Origin of the sequence: Pseudomonas sp. M47T1 (genome assembly GCF_000263855.1) — a bacterium.
GTDB lineage: Bacteria > Pseudomonadota > Gammaproteobacteria > Pseudomonadales > Pseudomonadaceae > Aquipseudomonas.
In genome coordinates, this window is record NZ_AJWX01000022.1 from 31985 (window position 1) to 54518 (window position 22534).

General features: G+C 64.3%; 19 protein-coding genes and 1 pseudogene. 14 read left to right on the forward strand and 6 right to left on the reverse strand.

The features are described 5' to 3' along the window. Positions 1-27: 27 nt before the first annotated feature. Positions 28-510 carry a GNAT family N-acetyltransferase gene (locus PMM47T1_RS20755; RefSeq protein ID WP_008372653.1) on the reverse strand — a complete coding sequence of 161 codons (483 nt, stop codon included), beginning with the start codon at positions 508-510 and terminating at the stop codon, positions 28-30. A gap of 160 nt (positions 511-670) precedes the next feature. Continuing rightward, the gene (locus PMM47T1_RS20760) at positions 671-1399 is read right to left on the reverse strand and encodes a DUF899 domain-containing protein (RefSeq protein WP_008372657.1); all 729 of its coding nucleotides are present in this window, start codon (positions 1397-1399) and stop codon (positions 671-673) included. Positions 1400-2197: 798 nt separating this feature from the next. On the opposite strand from PMM47T1_RS20760, the pseudogene PMM47T1_RS30965 reads away from it, so the two are divergent. Both PMM47T1_RS30965 and PMM47T1_RS30970 read left to right on the forward strand, forming a co-directional pair. Then, a pseudogene (locus tag PMM47T1_RS30965) lies at positions 2198-2407 on the forward strand (methyl-accepting chemotaxis protein); the annotation flags it as partial. Positions 2408-2635: 228 nt separating this feature from the next. Continuing rightward, complete coding sequence (locus PMM47T1_RS30970; protein ID WP_425226183.1) at positions 2636-3340, forward strand: methyl-accepting chemotaxis protein; 705 nt, start codon at positions 2636-2638, stop codon at positions 3338-3340. Here the strand turns inward: PMM47T1_RS30970 and PMM47T1_RS20770 are convergent, their stop codons facing one another. After that, positions 3341-4003 (reverse strand): HAD family hydrolase, encoded by a 663-nt coding sequence (locus tag PMM47T1_RS20770; protein WP_008372663.1) that lies wholly within the window; start codon positions 4001-4003, stop codon positions 3341-3343. It lies immediately after the preceding gene. Positions 4004-4180: 177 nt separating this feature from the next. On the opposite strand from PMM47T1_RS20770, the gene PMM47T1_RS20775 reads away from it, so the two are divergent. After that, entirely contained in the window at positions 4181-5497 is a 1317-nt protein-coding gene (locus PMM47T1_RS20775; protein ID WP_008372666.1) for a putative bifunctional diguanylate cyclase/phosphodiesterase, read from the forward strand. 116 nt (positions 5498-5613) lie between these two features. Here the strand turns inward: PMM47T1_RS20775 and PMM47T1_RS20780 are convergent, their stop codons facing one another. Beyond that, positions 5614-6279, reverse strand: coding sequence for a response regulator transcription factor (locus PMM47T1_RS20780; protein ID WP_008372668.1), 666 nt, complete (start codon positions 6277-6279; stop codon positions 5614-5616). Between the two features lie 45 nt (positions 6280-6324). Continuing rightward, positions 6325-6456: a hypothetical protein gene (locus PMM47T1_RS30625; protein ID WP_274379878.1), complete on the reverse strand. Its 132-nt coding sequence runs from the start codon at positions 6454-6456 to the stop codon at positions 6325-6327. Between the two features lie 180 nt (positions 6457-6636). Here PMM47T1_RS30625 and ercA point away from each other — a divergent pair, with 180 nt between their 5' ends. Next, on the forward strand, positions 6637-7800 hold the full coding sequence (gene ercA / locus PMM47T1_RS20785) for an alcohol dehydrogenase-like regulatory protein ErcA (RefSeq protein WP_008372670.1): 1164 nt from the start codon (positions 6637-6639) through the stop codon (positions 7798-7800). After that, a complete protein-coding gene (locus PMM47T1_RS20790) occupies positions 7784-9106 on the forward strand; it encodes a hybrid sensor histidine kinase/response regulator (protein ID WP_008372672.1) in 1323 nt (440 codons plus the stop codon). The genes ercA and PMM47T1_RS20790 overlap by 17 nt, the downstream gene beginning before the upstream one ends. Positions 9107-9253: 147 nt before the next feature. Here PMM47T1_RS20790 and PMM47T1_RS20795 read toward each other — a convergent pair whose 3' ends face one another. Continuing rightward, positions 9254-10162, reverse strand: a complete 909-nt coding sequence (locus PMM47T1_RS20795; RefSeq protein WP_008372674.1) for a MurR/RpiR family transcriptional regulator — start codon at positions 10160-10162, stop codon at positions 9254-9256. A 306-nt stretch (positions 10163-10468) separates the two neighbouring features. On the opposite strand from PMM47T1_RS20795, the gene PMM47T1_RS20800 reads away from it, so the two are divergent. From PMM47T1_RS20800 to PMM47T1_RS20840, 9 genes are all read left to right on the forward strand, one after another. Then, complete coding sequence (locus PMM47T1_RS20800) at positions 10469-12412, forward strand: bifunctional 5-dehydro-2-deoxygluconokinase/5-dehydro-2-deoxyphosphogluconate aldolase (protein ID WP_008372675.1); 1944 nt, start codon at positions 10469-10471, stop codon at positions 12410-12412. A gap of 34 nt (positions 12413-12446) precedes the next feature. Next, positions 12447-13355 (forward strand): myo-inosose-2 dehydratase, encoded by a 909-nt coding sequence (gene iolE / locus PMM47T1_RS20805; RefSeq protein WP_008372677.1) that lies wholly within the window; start codon positions 12447-12449, stop codon positions 13353-13355. Further along, the gene (gene iolB / locus PMM47T1_RS20810) at positions 13352-14161 is read left to right on the forward strand and encodes a 5-deoxy-glucuronate isomerase (RefSeq protein ID WP_008372679.1); all 810 of its coding nucleotides are present in this window, start codon (positions 13352-13354) and stop codon (positions 14159-14161) included. Before iolE ends, iolB begins: the two co-directional genes overlap by 4 nt. A gap of 23 nt (positions 14162-14184) precedes the next feature. Continuing rightward, the gene (locus PMM47T1_RS20815) at positions 14185-15684 is read left to right on the forward strand and encodes a CoA-acylating methylmalonate-semialdehyde dehydrogenase (RefSeq protein WP_008372683.1); all 1500 of its coding nucleotides are present in this window, start codon (positions 14185-14187) and stop codon (positions 15682-15684) included. Between the two features lie 115 nt (positions 15685-15799). Further along, on the forward strand, positions 15800-16693 hold the full coding sequence (locus PMM47T1_RS20820) for a TIM barrel protein (RefSeq protein WP_008372685.1): 894 nt from the start codon (positions 15800-15802) through the stop codon (positions 16691-16693). 62 nt (positions 16694-16755) lie between these two features. After that, entirely contained in the window at positions 16756-18693 is a 1938-nt protein-coding gene (gene iolD, locus PMM47T1_RS20825; protein WP_008372687.1) for a 3D-(3,5/4)-trihydroxycyclohexane-1,2-dione acylhydrolase (decyclizing), read from the forward strand. A 132-nt stretch (positions 18694-18825) separates the two neighbouring features. Continuing rightward, on the forward strand, positions 18826-19860 hold the full coding sequence (locus PMM47T1_RS20830) for a Gfo/Idh/MocA family protein (RefSeq protein WP_043301325.1): 1035 nt from the start codon (positions 18826-18828) through the stop codon (positions 19858-19860). Positions 19861-19978: 118 nt separating this feature from the next. Further along, entirely contained in the window at positions 19979-20947 is a 969-nt protein-coding gene (locus tag PMM47T1_RS20835; protein WP_157213062.1) for a sugar ABC transporter substrate-binding protein, read from the forward strand. Positions 20948-20977: 30 nt separating this feature from the next. Next, entirely contained in the window at positions 20978-22534 is a 1557-nt protein-coding gene (locus PMM47T1_RS20840; protein ID WP_008372694.1) for a sugar ABC transporter ATP-binding protein, read from the forward strand.

Here is a 22534-nt window from a genome sequence, read left to right on the forward strand (position 1 = left end):
TCTCCTTCAATCCAGTTGCCTGCCAGTTTAGTCGGCCTGGGCGAAAGCCTTCAGCGAATCCCCGGCCAGGCGGTAGCGAACCCACTCAGGCTGGGCGGCAGCGCCGATGGACTCGTAGAATTTGATGGCCGGCTCGTTCCAGTCCAGCACGCTCCATTCCAGGCGCCCGCAGCCGCTGTCCTGGGCGATTTGCGCCAGGTGCTTGAGCAGCGCCTTGCCGGCGCCCACCCCGCGGTGCTTGGAGGACACGTACAAATCCTCCAGGTAAATGCCCTTGCGGCCCAGCCAGGTGGAGTAGCTGAGGAAGTACAGGGCAAAGCCCACGGGCTCCTCGTCCACCGAGCAGATCAGCGCCCGGGCGTAGCCTTCCGGGTCTTGCAGGCTGCGCTGGATGTCCTCGACGCTGGCAACCACTTCGTGTTCGGCTTTTTCGTAAATGGCCAGCTCGGTGATGAAGCCCAGGATCTGTTCGGCGTCGGCAGGGGTGGCGGGGCGAATGTGCAGGGTCAAGGGTCCGGTCCTCGGGGCAGTTGAAGGGTAGGCGGTCATTATGCCCGATTCGCCCGTCGATATTGGAGTGCAGGCTGCACCTCGGTTTACCTGACGAACCGTGTTGCCGAGTTCGCGGGCGCGGCCCGCTCCTGCCTCCAATGCGTGCGTTTCGGCACGGCTACGAGCGACAGCATCCGCTGCCGGGCTTGCCGTCATATTCATCATGCAATTTCACCCAGTCCATGATCTGCACCTCGTTGCGGCCCTTGGGGGTCAGGTCCAGCAGGTTGTAGGCGCCCACCAGCATGTCCAGGCCCCGCGCGTAGGTGGAGTAGGTGTGGAACACCTGACCATGCTCATCCTTGTAGAACACGCTGAGGCCAGGCATTTCGCCGGTGGCCTCGAAGGGCTCGTAGTTGTAGATCATTTGCCCGCTGGCTGTCTGCTCGGCGCTGGCGGCCACCTGGTAGTCCTCGTCGAAGTCGCTGCCCAGCGACGATACCCAGTCGAAATGCCAGTTCATGCGCGCGCGGTAGGCCAGCAGTTGTGCCAGCGGCGCGTGGGACACGGCCACCACGGCAACGTCGTGATGGGCCAGGTGCAGGTTGGCGCCGTCCAGGTGGTCGGACAGGAACGAGCAGCCGGTGCAGCCCTGGTCCCATTCCGGGGCGTACATGAAGTGGTAGACGATCAGCTGGCTGCGACCGCCGAACAGCTCGGCCAGGGTCATGGAGCCGTTGACGCCCTGGAAGTGGTAGGGCTTGTCCACCTGTACCCACGGCAGTTCACGGCGCTCCTGGGCCAGTCGGTCGCGCTGGCGGCTCAGGGCCTTTTCGTTTTCCAGGTGGGCGAGCCGGGCCGCCAGCCATTGTTGTGTGGAGACCACGGAGTGAGGGGCCGTTTTCATGAAGCGTACTCCTGTTGGTTACGGAAGGGAGAAACGCGGTGCATGCAGCAAAGCCCAGTTATAACAGGCCCTGCACGGGGCGGCGGGCGGGGCGACGAGCGCGGCCGAGCTGTCATCATCCTGTAACCGTTTTGCCATATATATCGAGCAGCCAGGGATGGCAAATTGCCCGCCGACGAACAGCATTCAAGATGCGCTCGGGGGCGCCGATGCGTGGCATGAAGCATCGTTTTTTACTGCATGAAGAAAGGGACGCCTTCGACATCGCCCACGCCTGTGGCGCGGTGATTTATCCCTGTCATGAGTACCCCCACGATGGTCGTGCGAAAATCCTTGAAAGCTCAAATGCTGACCCTGATCGGCGGCAGCCTGTTGGCCATGCTGCTGATTGCGCTGGCCTGCTTTCACCTGTTGGCCAATGGTGTGAAGGACTATCACCAGTTGATCGAAGGCCCCTTGCGTACCTCGCAGCTGATTGACGAGGCCAACCTGCAGTTCAAGATTCAGGTGCAGGAATGGAAAGACGTGCTGCTGCGCGGCAAGCAGCCGGCGGACCTGGCCAAGTATTGGGGCCAGTTCGAGGATCGTCAGCGCGACGTGCAGGATATTCTGGGGCGGCTGGTGGCCCAGCCGGGCATCGATGCCAACGTGAAGGCCGACATCCAGGGGTTGCGTGACAAGCACAAGGTGCTGGAGCAGGACTACCTGCGCGGTCGCGATGCGTTTGTGGCCGCCGGTGGCGACCCCTCGGCCGGTGATGCTGCCGTGAAGGGCGTGGACCGCGCGGTCAGCGAACAGATGAGTGCCCTGGTGAGCCAGATCCGCAAGGACGGTGACCAACAGGCCCTGGCCATTCGTGACTCGGCCGACACCACCGTGTGGGTGGGCCTGCTGGTGCTGGTGGTGTCGGGCATTGTCATCGGCCTGCTCAGCCTGGTGGTGGTGAGCCGCTACCTGGTGGTGCCGATTCAGCAACTGATCGACTACGTGGCCGACCTCAGTCGTGGGCAGTTCAACCAGCGCGTGGCCAGCCGCCGCCAGGACGAGCTGGGCCGCCTGGCCGTGGCCGCCAATACCCTGCGCGACTTCCTGGCCGAGACCTTCACGGGCCTCAAGCGCAACGCCGGTGACCTGGATGGCGCCAGCGCCGACTTGCACGGCATTGCCGGGCAAATGTCCCAGGGCACCCACGACCAGTTCAACCGCACCGACCAGGTGGCCACGGCCATGACCGAAATGTCTGCTACCGCTCAGGAAGTGGCGCGCCACGCCGTGGACGCTGCCCGCGCCGCCGACCAGGCGGATGCCTCCGCGCATCAGGGCGAGCAGGTGATGCGTGCAACCATCGAGACGATCACCCACATGCGCGGCGAGATCACCACCACGGCTGCGGTGATCGGCAACCTGGAAAACGACAGCGCGCGCATTGGCAAGGTGCTGGAAGTGATACGCGGTATTGCCGAGCAGACCAACCTGCTGGCCCTGAACGCGGCCATCGAGGCAGCCCGGGCGGGCGAGGCGGGGCGTGGGTTTGCCGTGGTGGCCGACGAGGTACGCAGCCTGGCCCAGCGCACGGCGGCGTCGATCATCGAGATCAACCAGATCATCAACGCCGTGCAGGCCGGTGCCAGCGACGCGGTGAAGGCGATCCAGGCCGGCCAGTCACGTAGCGAAGAGGGTGTGGCCCAGGTCACCCAGGCCGGTGACATGCTGCGCCGCATCACCTCGTCGGTGGAAGCGATTCGCGACATGAACCGGCAGATCGCCACGGCGGCCGAGGAGCAGACCTCGGTGGCCGAGGATATTTCGCGCAACCTCTCCGACATCACCCAGATCGCCAGCACCAACCAGGACAACGTGCAACGCACCGAAGTGGCCAGCCGCCGCCTGCACGACCTGTCGCGTCAGCTCAACGAGGTGACCGCGCGGCTCGGCGCCTGATCAGCGTGCGCTTTGCAGTTCGTTGATGGCCTGCCACAGGCGCTCATCATTGAAGTCCTCGATCACCAGGTGGGCGCCGGCTGCCAGCAGGGTTTCGCGGCTTTGGCTGGTGGTCAGGCCTACGCTGAAGATGCCGGCCTTGACTGCGGCGGTCAGGCCCGGCACCGAGTCTTCGAAGGCGATGGCCTCGCAGGCCCGTGCGCCCAGGCGCTCAAGGCCGGTGAGGTAGGGCAGCGGGTCGGGCTTGGCCCGTGGCAGCTCCTCGGCCACCACCACGCTGTGAAACCGTTCGATAATCGCCAAGGCGCCCAGCATGTGGTCGGCGTTGGCGCGCGGGGCGTTGGTGACCACCACCTTGCCGATGCCCTGGGCCTCGGCGAATTCCAGCAGGCGCAGCAGGCCCGGCAGCGGCGCCAGTTGCGGCGACAGCTGGCGGAAGCGCTCTTCCTTGCGGTCGGCGAACACCAGGTGCTCAGCCACGCTGCGATCGGGGAACAGGTTGCGGCACATGTCCGGGTTTGCCCGGCCGCTGCAATGCTGCACGAAGTCGGCTTCGGTGAAGTCACGACCTTCTTCGGCCAGCAATTGCTGCAGGGCCAGCAGGTGCAGTTTGTCGGTGTCGGTCAGGGTGCCATCGAGGTCAAACAGCAAAGCGGTGAGCATCGCGATATCCATTCTGGGTGGCTGAAAGCTTTAAGCGGGTAATCCTATCAGGTGCATCGGCCTAACGTCAGGCCGCAGGCGGCCGATAAAACCTTGTCGCTCATCGGGTTCTGGCGATGTTAATTAGCTATTATGTGGCGACCGTTCGTTGCCTGACCGGCCCTGCAGGAGTCATACATGCTTCAACACCTTTACGCACAGTCATCGGCGGCGCGGCTGGACCCGATCAGTGGATTGCCTGATCGTGGACAGTTCGCCGCCGACCTGGGCGTACTTGCCAGCCAGTACCCGGGCGAACCGCGTACCCTGGTGCTGATCGACGCCGTGGACATGAAGTGGGCCCACGACATGACCCTGGCCATGGGGCTGGCGCCGTTCGAAGCCATTATCCGCTGCACCGCCCAGCGCCTTGCCGAACAGCTGGAATTGATGGGCCCGCTGTACCACATCGGGGTCAAGCGCTTTGCCTTCGTGATGGCCCAGGGTGGTGACGATTTTGCCGGTTTCATCGAGGGGCTGGTGGAGCTGTTGCGCCAGCCTGCGCTGCTGGACAACCTGCCCGTGCGCCCCACGGTACGTGCCGGCAGTGTCAACTTTAACCTGGAGCCGCAGGTGCTGGACGATGTGGTGCGCAAGGCCATGTACGCCAGCGAACTGGCATTGCTGGGCGGCCAGCGCTGGGCCGCCTACGACCCGGTGCGCGACGCCGCCTACCGGCGCTCGTTCTACCTGGCTGCCGACATTGGCGCGGCCTTGGCCGAGGGGCAGTTGAGCCTGCGTTTCCAGCCGCGCTTTGCCATTGCCGATGGGGCCCAGGTCAGCGCCGAGGTATTGCTGCGCTGGCAGCACCCGCGATTGGGCCGGGTGTCGCCGGCCGAATTCATCCCGGTGCTGGAACGCAACGGCATGATCCATGAAGTCACCCGTTGGGTGATCGACACGGCCTTGGGCAAGCTGGCCAAGTGGCAGGGGCAAACCTTCAGTCAACTGTCCATCAACCTGTCGCCCATGGACTTCGACGGCCACGACGTCAGTGGTACCTTGCGCCGCCTGTGCCATGTGCACGGCATCGAACCCCAGCGCCTGGAAGTGGAAATCACCGAGGGCGAGTGGCTGCGCTCCAATACCCGGGTGCTGAATGAGTTGGGGCAGATCCGCGCCTTGGGCGTGGACGTGGCCATCGATGATTTCGGCTCCGGCTACAGCAACTTTTCCTACTTGCACGAGATCCCGGCCAATGTGGTCAAGCTGGATCAGTCGATGGTCATCGGCATCGAGGAAAACCCGCGCTACCAGAAAATCGCCCGGTCGATCATTAAGCTGGCGCGCGAGCTGGGTTACCGCACCGTGGCCGAAGGCGTCGAGACGTTCCGCTGCCTGCAACTGATCCGCGAATATGGCTGCGACGAAGCCCAGGGCTACTTCTTCGCCCGGCCCATGGACGAAGCGCAGTTCCTGAGCTGGAGTGAATGCGGCGAATTTCCCCTGGCGTAGGAGCCAGGCTGCGAAGGCGCGCACCGCGCGCGCGCGACCAACATGACACCGCCGAAGGTCCTGCGGACCTTTTCGCAGCCTATCGGCAGCTCCACACCTGTTGGGGTACGTCGCGGTCAACGCCGCAGGTAGGCGCCAAAATCAATCTCGCCGGCGCTGAGAATAGCCTGCACCCGGTTGTGTACGTTGAGCTTGCGCAAGATCGCCGACACGTGCGCCTTGACCGTGGTCTCGGCAATTTCCAGGTGCCAGGCGATCTGCTTGTTCGACTCGCCCTTGGTCATGCGCTCCAGCACCTGCAACTGCTTGCGGGTCAGGGCCTCGAGCAAGGCCACCGACAGCCCTGTCGTGGCCGTGCCCGTGTACGCGGGGCGGCCCACGCCGCTGCGAATGATGTCTGCCGGCAGGTACACATCGCCGTCCAGCACCTGGGTGATAGCCGTGGTCATCTGCGCCCGTGGCGATGACTTGGTGATGAACCCGGCGGCGCCATAGGTAATGGCCTGCAGCACGACCTGCTTGTCCTGTTCGGCCGAGACGATCACCACCGGAATGGTCGGCGCCTCGTTGCGCAGGTTGATCAGGCCACCCAGGCCGTGCATGCCGGGCATGTTCAGGTCCAGCAGAATCAGGTCGAGGTCTTCATGGGCGCAGGTCAGCGCGAGGGTGCTGTCCAGGTCGGCGGTTTCCAGCACTTCGCAGCCCGCGAAGGCATCGAGCAGCACCCGCGCCATGGCTTCGCGAAACAACGGGTGATCGTCGGCAATCAGGAATCGGTACATGGCGTCGGCTGTTCTTGTTGTGGGCAGAGGGCCTGAAACAGGGTATCACAGCGCGCGCGCAAGCTTGGCGCGGGTGGCGGGCGGGGAAGTGCCGGCATGGGCAAGGTTGGCGATGATCAGACCGAACGCCAGCCCGATCAGGGCCTGGCACAGCAGGGAGGCAATGAGGCGAATCATGAGTAGGCAGCTCTTTCTAATTATGCAGGCATTACAGGCCGGGGCGGGGGCCCTTGCAAATGCTGCTTTAGGGCAGGCAAATCAGTACCAAAGTAGTAGAAGGGCGGTGCCAGGCACGCTGCGCTTTGGGCTGGCAATGCATTACCCTGAGTTGAACTGTCCCTGCCAGAAGAACAGACCATGAGCCCTGCCATCAGCCAGCTGCGTAAATTCGTCTCCCCGGAAATCATCTTTGGCGCCGGTTGCCGGCACCACGTGGCCAACTACGCGAAGAACTTCGGTGCCCGCAAGGTGCTGCTGGTCAGCGACCCGGGGGTGGTGGCGGCCGGTTGGGTGGCCGACGTGGAAGCCAGCCTGGCGGCCGAAGGCATCGACTACTGCCTGTACAGCAGCGTGTCGCCCAACCCGCGGGTGGAGGAGGTGATGCTGGGCGCCGAGCGCTACCGGGCCGAGCACTGTGACGTGATTGTGGCCGTGGGCGGCGGCAGCCCCATGGACTGCGCCAAGGCCATTGGCATCGTAGTGGCCCACGATCGCCATATCCTGGAGTTCGAGGGCGTGGACACGCTGCGCGTGCCCAGCCCGCCGATCATCCTCATCCCTACCACGGCGGGCACGTCAGCCGATGTCTCGCAGTTCGTGATCCTGTCCAACCAGGAACGGCGCATGAAGATTTCCATCGTCAGCAAGGGCGCGGTGCCCGACGTGGCCTTGATCGACCCGCAAACCACCCTGAGCATGGACCCCTTCCTGTCGGCCTGCACGGGGGTGGATGCGCTGGTGCATGCCATTGAGGCGTTCGTCTCCACCGGCCACGGGCCGTTGACCGACCCCCATGCGCTGGAGGCCATCCGCCTGATCAACGGCAACCTGGTGCAGATGATCGCCAACCCCCAGGACCTGGGCCTGCGCGAGAAGGTCATGTTGGGCAGCATGCAGGCGGGGCTGGCGTTCTCCAATGCCATCCTCGGGGCGGTGCATGCCATGTCCCACAGCCTGGGCGGCTTCCTGGACCTGCCCCATGGCCTGTGCAACGCGGTGCTGATCGAGCACGTGGTGGCGTTCAATTACAGCGCTGCGCCCGAGCGTTTCCAGGTGATTGCGCAAACCTGCGGCATCGACTGCCGCGGCCTGAACCATGGGCAGATCCGCCAGCGCCTGGTGGACCACCTGATCGCCCTGAAACACGCCATCGGCTTCCACGAAACCCTGGGCCTGCACGGTGTGCGCCTGGCGGACATTCCGTTTCTGTCGCACCACGCCATGCACGACCCGTGCATCCTGACCAACCCGCGCCATTCCAGCCAGCGCGACGTCGAGGTGGTGTTTGGCGAAGCCCTCTGACCCGCGTCAGCAAGCCCTGGCCGGACTGCTGGGGCTGACCAACCATTCGGTACGCAAAAGCCATTACCCGGAGCTGGCCGCGCGCCTGGAAGAACTGGAGACCGAGCGCAACCGCTACCAGGCGCTGTCCCTGCGCTTGCAAGAACTCAATGACGAACTGGAACGCCGGGTCAGCGAGCGCACCGAGGAGTTGCGCGAAGCGCGCGACGCCGCCCAGGCCGCCAACCTCAGCAAGGACAAGTACCTGGCGGCGGCCAGCCATGACCTGTTGCAGCCGCTGAACGCCGCACGCCTGCTGATTTCCACCCTGCGCGAACGGCCCCTGCCGGTGGCCGAGAAGGGCCTGGTGGAACGCACCCACCAGGCCTTGGAAGGCGCCGAGGACCTGCTCACCGACCTGCTGGATATCTCGCGCCTGGATCAGGCGGCGATCAAGCCGGACATCGACGTCTACCCGTTGGACGAGGTGCTGGCACCGCTGGCCTCCGAGTTTCAGCCGGTGGCCGAGGCGCAAGGGCTGGGCTTGAGCGTGCGCTGTGGACGATTTGCCGTGTGCACCGACCTGCGGCTGTTGACCCGCATCCTGCGCAACCTGCTCAGCAACGCCTGCCGCTACACCGAGCAGGGCCGCATCCTGCTGGGCGCCCGGCGGCGGGGCGAGCACTTGCGCATTGAGGTGTGGGACACCGGCCGGGGCATTGCCTGCGACCAGTTGCAGGCCATTTTCCTCGAGTTCAACCAGCTGCAAGTGGGCCGTGCCGCCGAGCGCAAGGGCGTGGGGCTGGGCCTGGCCATTGTCGAGCGCATCGCGCGCATTCTCGACAGCAGCGTGCAGGTACGCTCCACACCGGGACGCGGTTCGTTGTTCAGCATCCTCGTACCCCTGGCGGCGCAACCGCCGGCGCCCGGCCCGCTGCCCCAGCCACGCCTGGGCAACCCGCTGCCGGGCAGGCGCCTGCTGGTGCTGGACAACGAACCGGATATTTTACGCAGCATGGCCGACCTGCTGGGGCAGTGGGGGTGCAGCGTGGTCACCGCCACCGACGAGGCGGGGGCCATGGCGGCGCTGGCAGGCACGGCGCCCGAACTGATCATCGCCGACTACCACCTGGACCACGGCGTGACCGGCTGCGAAGTCGCCCGTCGTCTGCGCGAGCATTTCGCCCAGGCCATCCCCGTGGTGGTCATCACCGCCGAGCGCAGCGACCAATGCCGCCGCCAGTTGCAACGGCTGGGGGCGCCGTTGTTGAACAAACCGGTGAAGGCGGGGAAGTTGCGGGCGGTGTTGAGTCAGTTGTTGGGGTGAAGGGGGTGGTGCTTTCTTTCGGTGGCGCTGTAGCGGCGGCCGCCAGGCGGCACGAATCTGCTGTGAACGAACAAGGCACACAGGAGAGGTCACTGGAATGGCACGCTGAAAACAAACGCTAGGAAGCGCCGCGCGGTCTCACCACCCTCAATCATCAAACCCCACCTGCTCATGCATCTCATCCACCTTCAGCTCCAACCTGTACGCCACGGCGATGAACAACGCCTGGCACAGGCACAGGGTGGCGCTCAGGGAGCGGAAAGCGAAGGAGCTGCCTTCGTTGACCAGCAGCACGCTGTTGGCGCGCTTGGCCAGGGGCGAGAGGTTGGAGTCGGTGATGATCAGGGTCTTGGCCTGATGGTGCTGGGCAATGCGCAGGCAATGCTGGGTTTCCTTGCCGTAGGGGGTGAAGCTGATGGCAATCACCAGGTCGCCCTGGCGCACGCTGCGCATCTGCTCGCGGTAGCTGCCGCCCAGGCCCGACACCAGGTGGATGCGTTTGTTGGTGTGCTGCAGGTTATAGACCAGGTAGTCGGCCACCGCGAAGGAACGGCGCACGCCCACCACGTAGATGTTCTCGGCGTTGACCACCAGGTCCACGGCTTTCTCGAACGCCACGTCGTCCAGCTCGCCGCCCAGGCGTTCGATGCCCGACAAGGTGGCGTCGATGCATTCGCGGGCCAGGTCCGCGCTGCTGGTTTTCTGCGACTTGTTGGCGATCAGGTTGCGAATGCGCTGCTGGTAGTTCTGTACCGGCGTGGCCTTGTGGGTATAGGCCTCGCGAAACAGCGCCTGCATTTCGCTGAAGCCGCTGAAGCCGAAGCGCTGGGAAAAGCGCACGATGGCCGAGGGGTGCACCTCGCATTCGCCGGCGATGTCGCTGATGCGGTCGACCATGATGCGGTCGCTCTGCTGGCTCATGTAGCTGGCGATGCGCTTGAGCTGGCGGGGCAGCCCTTCGTATTCGCGAGTGATCAGTTGCAGCAGCTGCTCGGCGTTGGCCGGGGCGCTGTCGGCTTGCGGCTCGGACGAGGCCGGCTGATCAAGGCGGGACATGGTTGTATCCTTCTGGCATAGGCGTGTGGGGCCGCTTGCACGGCGGTCCCAGGTGTGAGGGTGGCTCGCGCAGTCTACAGGGTAGGCCAGGAAAAAAACCTGAGCAAAAGGTCCAGTTCCCCGGGCAAACCCGCCAAAAACGCTCAAACACAGTATGGCTGAATGATTTTAGAAAATAAATTCCGAGTAAAATTTTTATAGAAAAAAAGTTGATTCCGTGGAAAAGCCGTTCTAGTCTGAGCCAAGACACACGAAACCGGCCGCCATTGGCCGTTTCGCAGGCTGATAAAAATAACAGGAGCCAGCATGGGCCAGACTCGTTTTGCCACTGGGCGTCAATTGGATCTGATTTGTCTGGGACGCCTGGGCGTCGACCTTTATGCCCAGCAGGTAGGGGCCCGGCTGGAGGATGTTGCCAGCTTTGCCAAATACCTGGGCGGCTCGTCCGCCAACATTGCCTTTGGCACCGCGAGGCTGGGGCTCAAGTCAGCCATGCTGAGCCGCGTGGGCGATGATCACATGGGCCGCTTCCTGGTGGAGTCGTTGCAGCGTGAAGGCTGCGACACCCGCGCCATCAAGGTCGACCCCGAGCGCCTCACCGCCATGGTGCTGCTGGGCCTCAAGGACCGCGAAACCTTCCCGCTGGTGTTCTACCGCGAAAACTGCGCCGACATGGCCCTGCGCGCCGAAGACGTGCACGAAGACTTCATCGCCTCCAGCAAGGCGCTGCTGATCACCGGCACGCATTTCTCCACCGACGGCGTGTACAAGGCCAGCAGCCAGGCGCTGGACTACGCCGAGCGGCACAACGTCAAGCGTATCCTCGACATTGACTACCGCCCCGTGCTCTGGGGCCTGGCCGGCAAGGCCGATGGCGAGACGCGCTTCGTCGCCGACCAGAAAGTCAGCGCCCATGTACAGCGCATCCTGCCGCGCTTCGATCTGATCGTGGGCACCGAAGAAGAATTCCTGATTGCCGGGGGCAGCACTGACCTGCTCACGGCCCTGCGCACCGTGCGCGAACTGAGCACCGCCACCCTGGTGGTGAAACTGGGCGCCCAGGGCTGCACGGTGATTCACGGGGCCATTGGGGCGCGCCTGGAAGACGGCGACATTCACCCAGGCACCCGGGTTGAAGTGCTCAACGTGCTGGGCGCCGGCGATGCATTCATGTCGGGCTTTCTCAGTGGTTGGATCAACGAGGCCGACGACGCCCGCTGCTGCCAACTGGCCAATGCCTGCGGTGGCCTGGTGGTGTCGCGCCACGCCTGCGCGCCAGCCATGCCCACCCCGGCCGAACTGGACTACCTGTTCAACAGCCCGGTGCCCATCACCCGTCCTGACAAGGATGAAACCCTGCAGCGCCTGCACCGGGTCACGGTGCCGCGCAAACAGTGGCAGCAACTGTTCATTTTTGCCTTTGACCACCGTGGCCAGTTGGTGGAACTGGCCCAGCAGGCCGGGCGCGACCTGGGCAGCATTCCGGCGCTCAAGCAGTTGTTCCTGCGTGCCATACAAGAAGTGGAGGGCGACCTGGCCAAGCGTGGCATCGAGGCCAACGTGGGGCTGCTGGCCGACCAGCGCTTTGGCCAGGACACCCTCAACGCCGCCAGCGGCCGTGGCTGGTGGCTGGCCCGGCCGGTGGAGGTACAGGGCTCGCGGCCACTGGCGTTCGAACACGGGCGCTCGGTGGCCAGCAACTTGATCACCTGGCCCACCGAACAGATCATCAAGTGCCTGGTGCAGTTCCACCCCGACGACGAGCCTTTGCTGCGCCTGGAACAGGAAGCGCAGATCCGCGGCCTGTACGAGGCGTCGATTGCCAGTGGCCATGAGTTGCTGCTGGAAATCATCCCGCCCAAGGACCTGCCCGGCGCCCACCCCGACGTGCTCTACCGTGCCATCAAGCGCCTGTACAACCTGGGCATCTATCCGGCCTGGTGGAAAATCGAAGCCCAGAGCGCCGAGCAGTGGCAAGCGCTGGACGCCCTGATCAACGAGCGCGACCCCTATTGCCGTGGCGTGGTGCTGCTGGGCCTGAACGCGCCGGCCAGCGAACTGGCCGAGGGATTTGCCCAGGCCGCTGCGAGCCGTACCTGCCGGGGCTTTGCCGTGGGCCGCACGATTTTCCATGAACCCAGCCGTGCCTGGTTCCAGGGCGAGATCGACGACGACGCTCTGGTGGCCCAGGTGCGCCAGCGGTTCAGCCAACTGATTGAAGCCTGGCGCTCGGCCCGTCACGGGCGTTGAACGTCACCCACTGATAACAACAACAGGTGCAGCCATGCCATCCGCGATTCGTATCGGCATCAACCCGATTTCCTGGAGCAACGACGACCTGCCGTCATTGGGCGGCGAAACCCCGCTGAGCACTGCGCTCAGCGAAGGCAAGGCCATCGGCTACGAAGGTTTTGAGCTCAACGGCAAATTCCCCAAGGACGCCCAGGGTGTGGCCCAGGTGCTCAAGCCCTATGACCTGGCGCTGGTGTCGGGTTGGTATTCAGGGCGCCTGGCACGACGCTCGGCGGCGCAAGAAATAGACGCCATCGCCGGCCACGTGCAACTGCTGGCCGCCAATGGCGCCAACGTACTGGTGTATGGCGAGGTGGCCGACTCCATCCAGGGCAGCCGTATTGCGCTGGTGGAGCGTCCGCGCTTTCACAGCCAGCAGGCCTGGCAGGACTACGCCGGTAAACTCGACGAGTTGGCCAGTTTCACCCTGGGCCAGGGTGTGCGCTTGGCCTACCATCATCATATGGGCGCCTACGTGGAAGCCCCGGGCGACATCGACACGCTGATGGCCCTGACGGGCCCGCAGGTAGGCCTGCTGTTCGACGCCGGCCACTGCTACATGGGCGGCGGCGAGCCGCTGGCGGTGCTGCGCAAGCACATTGGCCGCGTGTGCCACGTGCACTTCAAGGACGTGCGCAAGCCGGTGGTGCAACTGGCGCGCAACAACCTCTGGAGCTTTCCTGACTGCATCGTTAACGGCACCTTTACCGTGCCCGGTGACGGTGACATCGACTTCGCGCCCTTGATCGACGAACTGCTGGCAGTGGACTACAGCGGCTGGCTGGTGGTGGAGGCCGAGCAGGACCCGGCGGTGGCCCCCAGCTATTTCTACGCCAAGAAAGGCTACGACACCCTGAGCGCCTTGCTCGCCCAGGCCCGGCAACGGAGGAGTGCAGCATGAGCCTGTTGGTCAAGAGTCACAAACAGGGCCAGGAGATGGTCCGTCTGGCAGACGGCGCCCTGGAGTACGTGGGCTTCAGCGCCCACCGCCTGAGCATCGGCGAAAGCCTGCCGCTCAACGCCGGCAGTCAGGAGTTGTGCGTGGTGATACTCACCGGCCGCGCCAGCCTGGCCGGCGAGGCACCGGTGCAGGGCAGTTTCAGCTGGGACAACCTGGGCCAGCGCCATTCGGTGTTCGAAGACGCATCGCCCTGGGCGGTGTACCTGCCCAGCGGCTGCCAGGCCCGTTTGCAAGCCCTCAGCGACATGCAGGTGGCCGTGTGCGCCGCCCCCGGTGCACCGGCCGGTACCCTGGCCGCGCGGCTCATCACCCCGCAAAGCATGAAGCGCAGCACCCGTGGCAAGGGCGCCAACACGCGTTATGTGTGCGACATATTGCCCGACACCGAGACCGCTCACTCCCTGCTGGTGGTGGAAGTACGCACGCCGTCCGGCCACAGTTCCAGCTACCCGCCGCACAAGCACGACCGCGACGCGCTGCCTGCCGAGAGCTTTCTGGAAGAGACCTACTACCACCAGATCAACCCGCCCCAGGGCTTCATTTTCCAGCGCGTGTACACCGACGACCGGCGTATCGACCAGGCCATGGCCGTGGAAAACAACGACCTGGTGGTGGTGCCCGAGGGCTACCACCCGGTGAGCGTGCCGTACGGCTACGAAAGCTATTACCTCAACGTCATGGCCGGCCCCAAGCGCGTCTGGCAGTTCCACAACGACCCGCAGCATGAGTGGCTGCTGGACCTCTGACTTTTCAGCACAAGAGAATTTCCATGAGCGACGTTTCCGTGATCGGCCACTACTTGCACGGCCGCCTCAATACCGACGCCGAGCGCCACAGCCCGGTCTACAACCCGGCCACCGGCGAGGTGCAGGGGCAGGTTGCGCTGGCCAGCGTGCACACCGTGGAGGCCGCCGTGGCCTCGGCAAAAAACGCTTTTCCGGCCTGGGCCGAGCAGTCGAGCCTGCGCCGCGCGCGTATCCTTTTCAAGTTCAAGGAACTGCTGGACCAGCACCATGACGAGCTGGCCACGCTGATTTGCCGTGAACACGGCAAGGTGTTCTCCGACGCCCGTGGCGAGGTCACCCGCGGCATCGAGATTGTCGAGTTCGCCTGCGGCGCCCCCAGCCTGTTGCAGACCTCGTTCAGCGACAACATCGGCGGCGGCATCGACAACTGGAACCTGCGCCAGCCCTTGGGCGTATGCGCCGGGGTCACGCCATTCAATTTCCCGGTGATGGTGCCGTTGTGGATGATTCCCATGGCGTTGGTCACCGGTAACTGTTTTGTGCTCAAACCGTCGGAACGCGACCCCAGCGCCAGCCTGCTCATGGCCCGGCTGCTGACCGAGGCCGGCTTGCCCGATGGCGTATTCAATGTGGTGCAGGGCGACAAGGCGGCGGTGGACGCGCTGTTGCAGCACCCCGACGTGGAAGCGATTTCCTTTGTCGGCTCCACGCCGATTGCCGAATACATTCACCGCCAGGCCAGCGAGCGCGGCAAGCGCGTGCAGGCCTTGGGCGGCGCCAAGAACCACATGATCGTGATGCCTGACGCCGACCTTGACCAGGCCGCCGACGCCTTGATGGGCGCCGCCTTCGGCTCGGCCGGCGAGCGCTGCATGGCCATTTCCATTGCCGTGGCGGTGGGCGATGTGGGCGATAAGCTGGTGGAAAAACTGCTACCGCGCATTGACCGCCTCAAGGTGGGCAACGGCCTGGACACCAGTAGCGAAATGGGCCCGCTGGTGACCGCCGAACACAAGGCCAAGGTCGAAGGCTTCATTGCCGAAGGCGTAGCCCAGGGCGCGCAGTTGCTGGTGGATGGCCGTGGCCTGCAGGTGCCGGGCGCCGAACAGGGCTTCTTCGTGGGGGCCACGCTGTTCGATGGCGTGACCACCGACATGAGCATCTACCGCCAGGAAATCTTCGGGCCGGTGCTGGGCATCATTCGCGTGCCGGACTTTGCCACCGCCGTGGAGCTGATCAACGCCCACGAATTTGGCAACGGCGTGTCCTGTTTCACCAGCGACGGCGGTATCGCCCGGGCGTTTGCGCGCACCATCAAGGTGGGCATGGTCGGCATCAACGTGCCGATTCCGGTGCCCATGGCCTGGCATTCGTTCGGCGGCTGGAAGCGCTCGCTATTTGGCGACCACCATGCCTACGGCGAGGAAGGCCTGCGCTTCTACAGCCGCTACAAGAGCGTGATGCAGCGCTGGCCCGACAGCATCGCCAAGGGTGCCGAGTTCAGCATGCCCACCGCCAAATAACCCTCTTTGTTGGCCACTGTGCAGGAGCTGGCTTGCCCGCGAGCTTTTGGGCCTTACAGCTCGCTGGCAAGCTGGCTCCCACAGGGTGGAATGACCTTACTGGAGAACAATGACAATGCGCCAACCCCTGCGTTTCGCCCTTAACCGCATGGTAGCCCCCCACCTGCCGCTGGCGGATTTCATCCAGCTGGCCGTGGCCCTCAAGGCTGATGCCATCGAGATTCGCAACGACCTCAAAGGCGTGGAAATCGAAGACGGCACGCCGCCACAAACCGTGCGCGAACTGTGTGCCGCCAAGGGCATCAAGGTGCTGTCGATCAACGCCTTGTACCCCTTCGATGTGTGGAATGACCAGCGTCGCGACCAGGCCTTGAAGCTGGCCGCCTATGCCCGTGACTGTGGCGCCCAGGGTGTGGTGCTGTGCCCCTTCAACGAACCCGACACCCGCAGCGCCGCCGAACGCGCGGCGGGGCTGCGCACCGCCCTGAGCGCCTTGGCGCCGATTCTGCGCGAGCACGGCTTGCTGGGCTTCGTCGAGCCCCTGGGTTTCGAGCAATCGGCGCTGCGCCGCAAGCGTCCGGCGGTGGAAGCGATCAAGGCCATCGGCGGGCTGGATGTGTTCCGGCTGGTGCACGACACCTTCCACCATCACCTGGCCGCCGAGCAAGAGTTCTTCCCGGCGCTGACTGGGTTGGTGCACATCAGCGGCGTGGAAGACGGCCAGGCGCCCTTGAACAGCATTCGCGACGGCCACCGGGTGCTGATCGGCGATGCCGACATCCTCGGCAACGCCGCGCAGATCGACAGCCTGCTCAGCAGCGGCTATGACGGTTACGTGTCATGGGAACCGTTTGCCGACAGCGTGCATGGTTTGCCCGATATCCAGCAGGCGCTGGGCCAGAGCATGGCGTACCTCAGTAGACAAGTTGCTTCGGTTTACGCTGGGGACATTCAGCGCAGCGCAGAGCCTGCGCTGCCTGCGGCAGCGGCTACACAGTTACTGCATTGACACTAGGCTGCGCTGGCCCCGAAGCCCGGCCACCTCCATGACGAATAATAAAAGGTGCAAGCATGAGCACGACACGATTGACCATGGCCCAGGCCCTGGTGCGCTTCCTGGACAATCAATACATTGAAGTCGACGGCGTGCAGAGCAAGTTCGTCGAAGGCGTATTTACCATTTTTGGCCACGGCAACGTGCTGGGGCTGGGCCAGGCGCTGGAGCAGGACAGCGGCCAATTGGTGGTGCACCAGGGCCGCAACGAGCAGGGCATGGCCCATGCGGCCATCGGCTTTGCCAAGCAGCACCTGCGCCGCAAGATTTACGCCTGCACCTCGTCGGTAGGCCCTGGTGCTGCGAACATGCTGACCGCGGCGGCCACCGCTACCGCCAACCGCATTCCGCTGCTGTTGCTGCCCGGTGATGTCTACGCCAGCCGCCAGCCCGACCCGGTGTTGCAGCAGATCGAACAGTTCCATGACCTGAGCATCAGCACCAACGATGCCTTCAAGGCCGTGAGCAAATACTGGGACCGCATCAATCGCCCCGAGCAATTGATCAGCGCCGCCCTGCAAGCCATGCGCGTGTTGACCGACCCGGCCGAAACCGGTGCGGTGACCTTGGCCTTGCCCCAGGACGTGCAGGCCGAGGCCCATGACTACCCCGACAGCTTCCTGGCCCGCCGCGTGCACCGCCTCGACCGCCGGCCGCCGGTGGAGGCGGTTATCGCCGAGGCCGCCGCATTGCTGGCGGGCAAGCGCAAGCCATTGATCATCTGTGGCGGCGGGGTCAAGTACGCAGGCGCCGGCGACACCTTGCAGGCGTTCGCCGAGCGCTTCGACATCCCCTTCGCCGAAACCCAGGCCGGCAAGGGCGCTATCGTCTCCAGTCACCCGCTGAACGTGGGCGGCATCGGTGAAACCGGCTGCCTGGCGGCCAACCTGTTGGCGCTTGAGGCTGACCTGATCATCGGCATTGGCACCCGCTACACCGACTTCACCACCGCCTCGAAATGGCTGTACCAGAACCCCGAGGTGCAGTTCCTCAACCTCAACGTCAACGGCGCCGACGTGCTCAAGCTCGATGCCGTGCAGGTGCAGGCCGACGCCAAGCTGGCCTTGCAGCAATTGGCCGAACCCCTGGCTCGCCAAGGCTATCGCGCCGGTTGGGGTCACCAGGTGATCGAGGCGCGCGGGCAGTTTCATGCCGAGGTGGAACGGGTGTACAGCGCCGAATACCGCCATGAGGATTTCGTCCCGGAAATCGCCGACCACATGGACCCGGCAGTGCTGCGCGAATTCATCGAGATGACCGGTTCGGTACTCACCCAAAGCCAGGTGCTGGGCGTGCTCAACCGCGAGCTTGAGGCCAGTGCGGTGATTGTCGCCGCGGCGGGCAGCCTGCCGGGAGACTTGCAGCGCGTGTGGCAAACCCGCAGCGTCAACAGCTACCACGTGGAATACGGTTATTCGTGCATGGGTTATGAGGTGAACGCGGCCTTGGGCGTGAAGCTTGCGGAGCCGGCGCGCGAGGTGTACGCGCTGGTGGGCGATGGTTCCTACCTGATGCTGCATTCGGAACTGGCCACCTCCATCCAGGAGCGGCGCAAGATTAACGTGTTGTTGCTGGACAACATGACCTTTGGCTGCATCAATAATTTGCAGATGGAACACGGCATGGACAGCTTCGGCACCGAGTTCCGCTACCGCAACCCCGAAACCGGGCGCCTGGACGGCGGCTTCGTACCGGTGGACTTTGCCATGAGCGCGGCGGCCTATGGCTGCAAGACCTACAAGGTCAACACCCTTGAGCAACTGCACGCCGCCTTGCGCGATGCGCGCGAGCAAACGGTGTCGACGCTGATCGACATCAAGGTCTTGCCCAAGACCATGATCCACAAATACCTGTCGTGGTGGCGGGTGGGCGTGGCCGAGGTCTCCACCAGCGCGCGCACGGCCGAGGTCAAGCGCGTGCTTGATGAGCGTCTGGCGCAAGCACGCCAGTACTAGGTGGTGTGGGCGCTGGCTTGCGAGCAAGCCTATTGGCCCCAGCAGCTCGCTGGCAAGCCAGCTCCCGCAGGGAGGTAAGGCTGAGTTCGATGGTTCATCCGGAGCCTTAATCGCGATACGGGAGAAACGATCATGCGGATAGGATTGGTGGGGTACGGCCGTGGTGGCCGGGTCTTTCATGCACCGCTGCTGGCCAGCCTGGCGGACGCCACCTGGGTAGGCGTGGTGACGCGTTCGGCCGAGCGGCGGGCGCAATTGGCCATCGACTTTCCCGGGGTGCCGGCTTTCGACAGCCTGGCGCAACTGGTGGAGGCGGGCGTGGACGCGGTGGTGATTTCCACCTCGCTCAAGGGCCGCCCCGGGCTCGTGCTGGAGGCCATCGAGCATGGCGTGGCGGTGGTCAGCGACAAGCCGTTTGCCGCCGACGCCGATCAGGCCCGGGTGCTGGTGCAAGCCGCCGAACGCCAGGGCGTGCCCATCAGCGTGTACCAGAACCGGCGCTGGGACTCGGACTTTCTGACCGTGCGCAAGCTGCTCGACAGCGGCGTGCTGGGCCACGTGCACCGCTTCGAGTCAGCCATGGAGCGCTTCGAACCCGACAGCGTGGGCAATGAAAGCGGCGGTGGCTGGCTGCGCGACCTGGGCAGCCACCTGGTGGACCAGGCGCTGCAATTGTTCGGGCCGGTGACCCAGGTGTACGCCGAGCTTGAGCAACAAGCGCAATTCACCGTCGACCATGGCTTCTTCGTCTCCCTGACCCACGCCAGCGGGGTGGTCAGCCACCTCTACGGCCACGCGTTGCAAAGCGCGCCGCGGCCGCGCTTCCGGGTCAGCGGCGAGCATGGCAGCTACAGCGTGGACGGTCTGGACGTGCAGAGCGAGCAGGCCGAGGCCGGGCTCACGCCTGCCAGTGCTGGCGGCAGTTGGGGCGTGGAGGAGCATCGGCGCTGGGGCTGGTTTGAACAGGGTGGGGAGCGCGAGAAAGTGCCCTCTGAACGGGGCGACTGGCCGCAGTTCTACCACCAGTTGCAAGCCGCCGTGGATCAAGGCGAGGCGCTGCCGGTGGACGCCTGGGACGCGGTGCAGGCATTGGTGGTGCTTGACGCTGCCCGGCTTAGCGCCAGGCGCCACGAGGTAGTCACACTGGAGGCTGCAAATAAATTCTAATTTAATTTGATATGGAATTTATTTTCTACTAGAGTCAAATTCAGGTTCCGACTTTCACATCCGCTGCGTTGCGCGGCGGATGAAAAAAACCAAGCACAACAATAAAAAGGTGCCGTCGATGAAAACCTTCACCCCGCAAGCCACCCGGCTGCGCAGCAAACGTTTGTCTCCTGTCCGCCATATCTGCCTGGCGCTGGCCCTTTGCGTGGCCAGCGGCGCGGCCCTTGCCGACCTGAAGGTGGGCGTGGCCATGTCGCAATTCGATGACACCTGGTTGACCTACCTGCGTGAAGCCATGGGCGCCAAGGCCAAGGCCATGCCGGACGGCGTTTCGCTGCAGTTCGAAGACGCCCGTGGCGATGTGGTCAAGCAGCTCAGCCAGGTGGAAAGCTTTATCAGCCAGAAGGTCGACGCCATTATCGTCAACCCGGTGGACACCGCAGCCACCCAGACCATCACTAAAGAGGCCGTGGCGGCCGGCATTCCCCTGGTTTACGTCAACCGCGCCCCGGACGCCGTGCAGCCCGCCGGGGTCGTGGTAGTGGCGTCCGACGACGTCAAGGCCGGTGAAATGCAGGCCCAGTACCTGGCCGACAAGCTGGGCGGCAAGGGCAACGTGGTGATCCTGTTGGGTGACCTGGCCAACAACTCCACCCAGAACCGCACCAAGGGCGTGAAGGAAATACTGGCCAAGTACCCAGGCATCAAGATCGATCAGGAACAGACCGGGATCTGGCTGCGCCAGAAAGGCATGGACCTGGTCAACGACTGGATCACCCAGGGCCGTGAATTCAACGCCGTGTTCTCCAACAACGACGAGATGGCCATTGGCGCCGCCATGGCCCTCAAGCAGGCCGGCGTGGAGAAAGGCAAGGTGCTGATTGGCGGTGTCGACGGCACCCCCGATGGCCTCAACGCGGTGAAAAAGGGTGACCTGGCGGTGTCTGTGTACCAGGACGCCAAGGGCCAGGCCGACGCTTCGGTAGAGGCCGCCGTGAAAATGGCCCACAAGCAGCCCGTGGAGCCTCGCCTCATGGTGCCGTACCAGCTGATCACTGCTGAAAACGCCGACTCGTTCAAGCACTGATCGCCCGCCCAGCCTGTGGAGTGCACCCCGATGTTTGCCTTTGCCCCTGACCCAACTGAACACGAATGCCTGCTTGAAGTGATTGGCGTGACCAAGCGCTTTCCCGGGGTGACCGCCCTGGACAACGTTCGCCTCAGCGTTCACCGCGGTGAAGTGCTGGCGCTGATGGGCGAAAACGGTGCCGGCAAGTCGACGCTGATGAAAATCATCGCCGGCATCCACCAGCCCGACAGCGGCGAGCTGCGCCTGCGTGGCCAGGTACTGGCCCTGGACAACCCGCTGGCGGCGCTTGAGGCGGGCATTGCCATGATTCATCAGGAACTCAACCTGATGCCGCACATGACCATTGCCGAAAACATCTGGATTGGCCGCGAACCGCTGACGCCCTGGCACTTGGTGGACCATGGCGCCATGCACCGGGCCACCGCGCAGTTGCTGGCGCGCCTGCGCATCAGCCTGTCGCCGGACGACCTGGTGGGCGAACTGAGCATTGCCTCGCGGCAGATGGTCGAGATCGCCAAGGCGGTGAGCTACAACTCCGACGTCCTGATCATGGACGAGCCCACGTCGGCCATTACCGAGAAGGAAGTGGCCCACCTGTTTTCCATCATCCAGGACCTCAAGGCTCAGGGTAAGGCGATTGTCTACATCACCCACAAGATGGACGAAGTGTTTGCCATCGCTGACCAGGTGGCGGTGTTCCGCGACGGCTGCTTCATTGGCCAGTACCCGGCCAACAGCCTGGATGGCGACCACCTGATTACCCTGATGGTGGGCCGCGAGCTGACCCAACTGTTCCCGCAACGCACCCAGCCCTTGGGCGAAGTGCGCCTGGCGGCCAAGGACCTGGGCCTGACCGGGGTGTTCGAAGGGGTGTCCTTCGAACTGCGTGCCGGTGAGGTGCTGGGCATTGCCGGGCTGATGGGGGCAGGGCGCACCAACATTGCCGAGACCCTGTTCGGCATTACCCCGGCCACCCATGGCCAGATGTTCGTCGACGGCAAGCCGGTGCGCATGAGCGGCCCGGGCCAGGCCATTCACCTGGGCCTGGCGCTGCTCACCGAAGACCGCAAGTTGACCGGGCTGTTTCCCTGCCTGTCGGTGCTGGAGAACATGGAGGTGGCCGTGCTGCCGCACTACGTGGGGCGCGGTTTTGTCCACCAGAAGGCCTTGCGGCTGCTGTGCGAGGACATGTGCAAGCGCCTGCGGGTGAAGACGCCCTCGCTGGATCAGTGCATCGACAGCCTGTCGGGGGGCAACCAGCAGAAAGCCTTGCTGGCCCGCTGGCTGATGACCAAGCCGCGGGTGTTGATCCTCGACGAACCGACCCGTGGGGTCGACGTCGGCGCCAAGGCGGAAATCTACCGTTTGATTGCCCAACTGGCCGATGAAGGCCTGGCGGTGATCATGATCTCGTCGGAGTTGCCAGAAGTGCTGGGCATGAGCGACCGCATCCTGGTCATGCATGAAGGCCATATGACCGGCACCCTGGACCGCGCCGAGGCGACCCAGGAACGCATCATGCACCTGGCCTCCGGCGCCATGGCCGCTTCGCTGGACAGTGCCGCGCCGGCCCACGCCCAATAA

What these genes read in the sequence shown, in the direction of transcription:
- PMM47T1_RS20830 (WP_043301325.1), top strand. Translation starts at nt 18,826, where the DNA reads ATGCGGATAGGATTGGTGGGGTACGGCCGTGGTGGCCGGGTCTTTCAT.
- PMM47T1_RS20840 (WP_008372694.1), top strand. Translation starts at nt 20,978, where the DNA reads ATGTTTGCCTTTGCCCCTGACCCAACTGAACACGAATGCCTGCTTGAA.
- PMM47T1_RS20820 (WP_008372685.1), top strand. Translation starts at nt 15,800, where the DNA reads ATGCGCCAACCCCTGCGTTTCGCCCTTAACCGCATGGTAGCCCCCCAC.
- PMM47T1_RS30970 (WP_425226183.1), top strand. Translation starts at nt 2,636, where the DNA reads ATGTCTGCTACCGCTCAGGAAGTGGCGCGCCACGCCGTGGACGCTGCC.
- ercA (WP_008372670.1), top strand. Translation starts at nt 6,637, where the DNA reads ATGAGCCCTGCCATCAGCCAGCTGCGTAAATTCGTCTCCCCGGAAATC.
- PMM47T1_RS20780 (WP_008372668.1), bottom strand. Translation starts at nt 6,279, where the DNA reads ATGTACCGATTCCTGATTGCCGACGATCACCCGTTGTTTCGCGAAGCC.
- PMM47T1_RS20835 (WP_157213062.1), top strand. Translation starts at nt 19,979, where the DNA reads ATGAAAACCTTCACCCCGCAAGCCACCCGGCTGCGCAGCAAACGTTTG.
- PMM47T1_RS20795 (WP_008372674.1), bottom strand. Translation starts at nt 10,162, where the DNA reads ATGTCCCGCCTTGATCAGCCGGCCTCGTCCGAGCCGCAAGCCGACAGC.
- iolB (WP_008372679.1), top strand. Translation starts at nt 13,352, where the DNA reads ATGAGCCTGTTGGTCAAGAGTCACAAACAGGGCCAGGAGATGGTCCGT.
- iolE (WP_008372677.1), top strand. Translation starts at nt 12,447, where the DNA reads ATGCCATCCGCGATTCGTATCGGCATCAACCCGATTTCCTGGAGCAAC.
- iolD (WP_008372687.1), top strand. Translation starts at nt 16,756, where the DNA reads ATGAGCACGACACGATTGACCATGGCCCAGGCCCTGGTGCGCTTCCTG.
- PMM47T1_RS20800 (WP_008372675.1), top strand. Translation starts at nt 10,469, where the DNA reads ATGGGCCAGACTCGTTTTGCCACTGGGCGTCAATTGGATCTGATTTGT.
- PMM47T1_RS20760 (WP_008372657.1), bottom strand. Translation starts at nt 1,399, where the DNA reads ATGAAAACGGCCCCTCACTCCGTGGTCTCCACACAACAATGGCTGGCG.
- PMM47T1_RS20815 (WP_008372683.1), top strand. Translation starts at nt 14,185, where the DNA reads ATGAGCGACGTTTCCGTGATCGGCCACTACTTGCACGGCCGCCTCAAT.
- PMM47T1_RS30625 (WP_274379878.1), bottom strand. Translation starts at nt 6,456, where the DNA reads ATGATTCGCCTCATTGCCTCCCTGCTGTGCCAGGCCCTGATCGGGCTG.
- PMM47T1_RS20775 (WP_008372666.1), top strand. Translation starts at nt 4,181, where the DNA reads ATGCTTCAACACCTTTACGCACAGTCATCGGCGGCGCGGCTGGACCCG.
- PMM47T1_RS20770 (WP_008372663.1), bottom strand. Translation starts at nt 4,003, where the DNA reads ATGCTCACCGCTTTGCTGTTTGACCTCGATGGCACCCTGACCGACACC.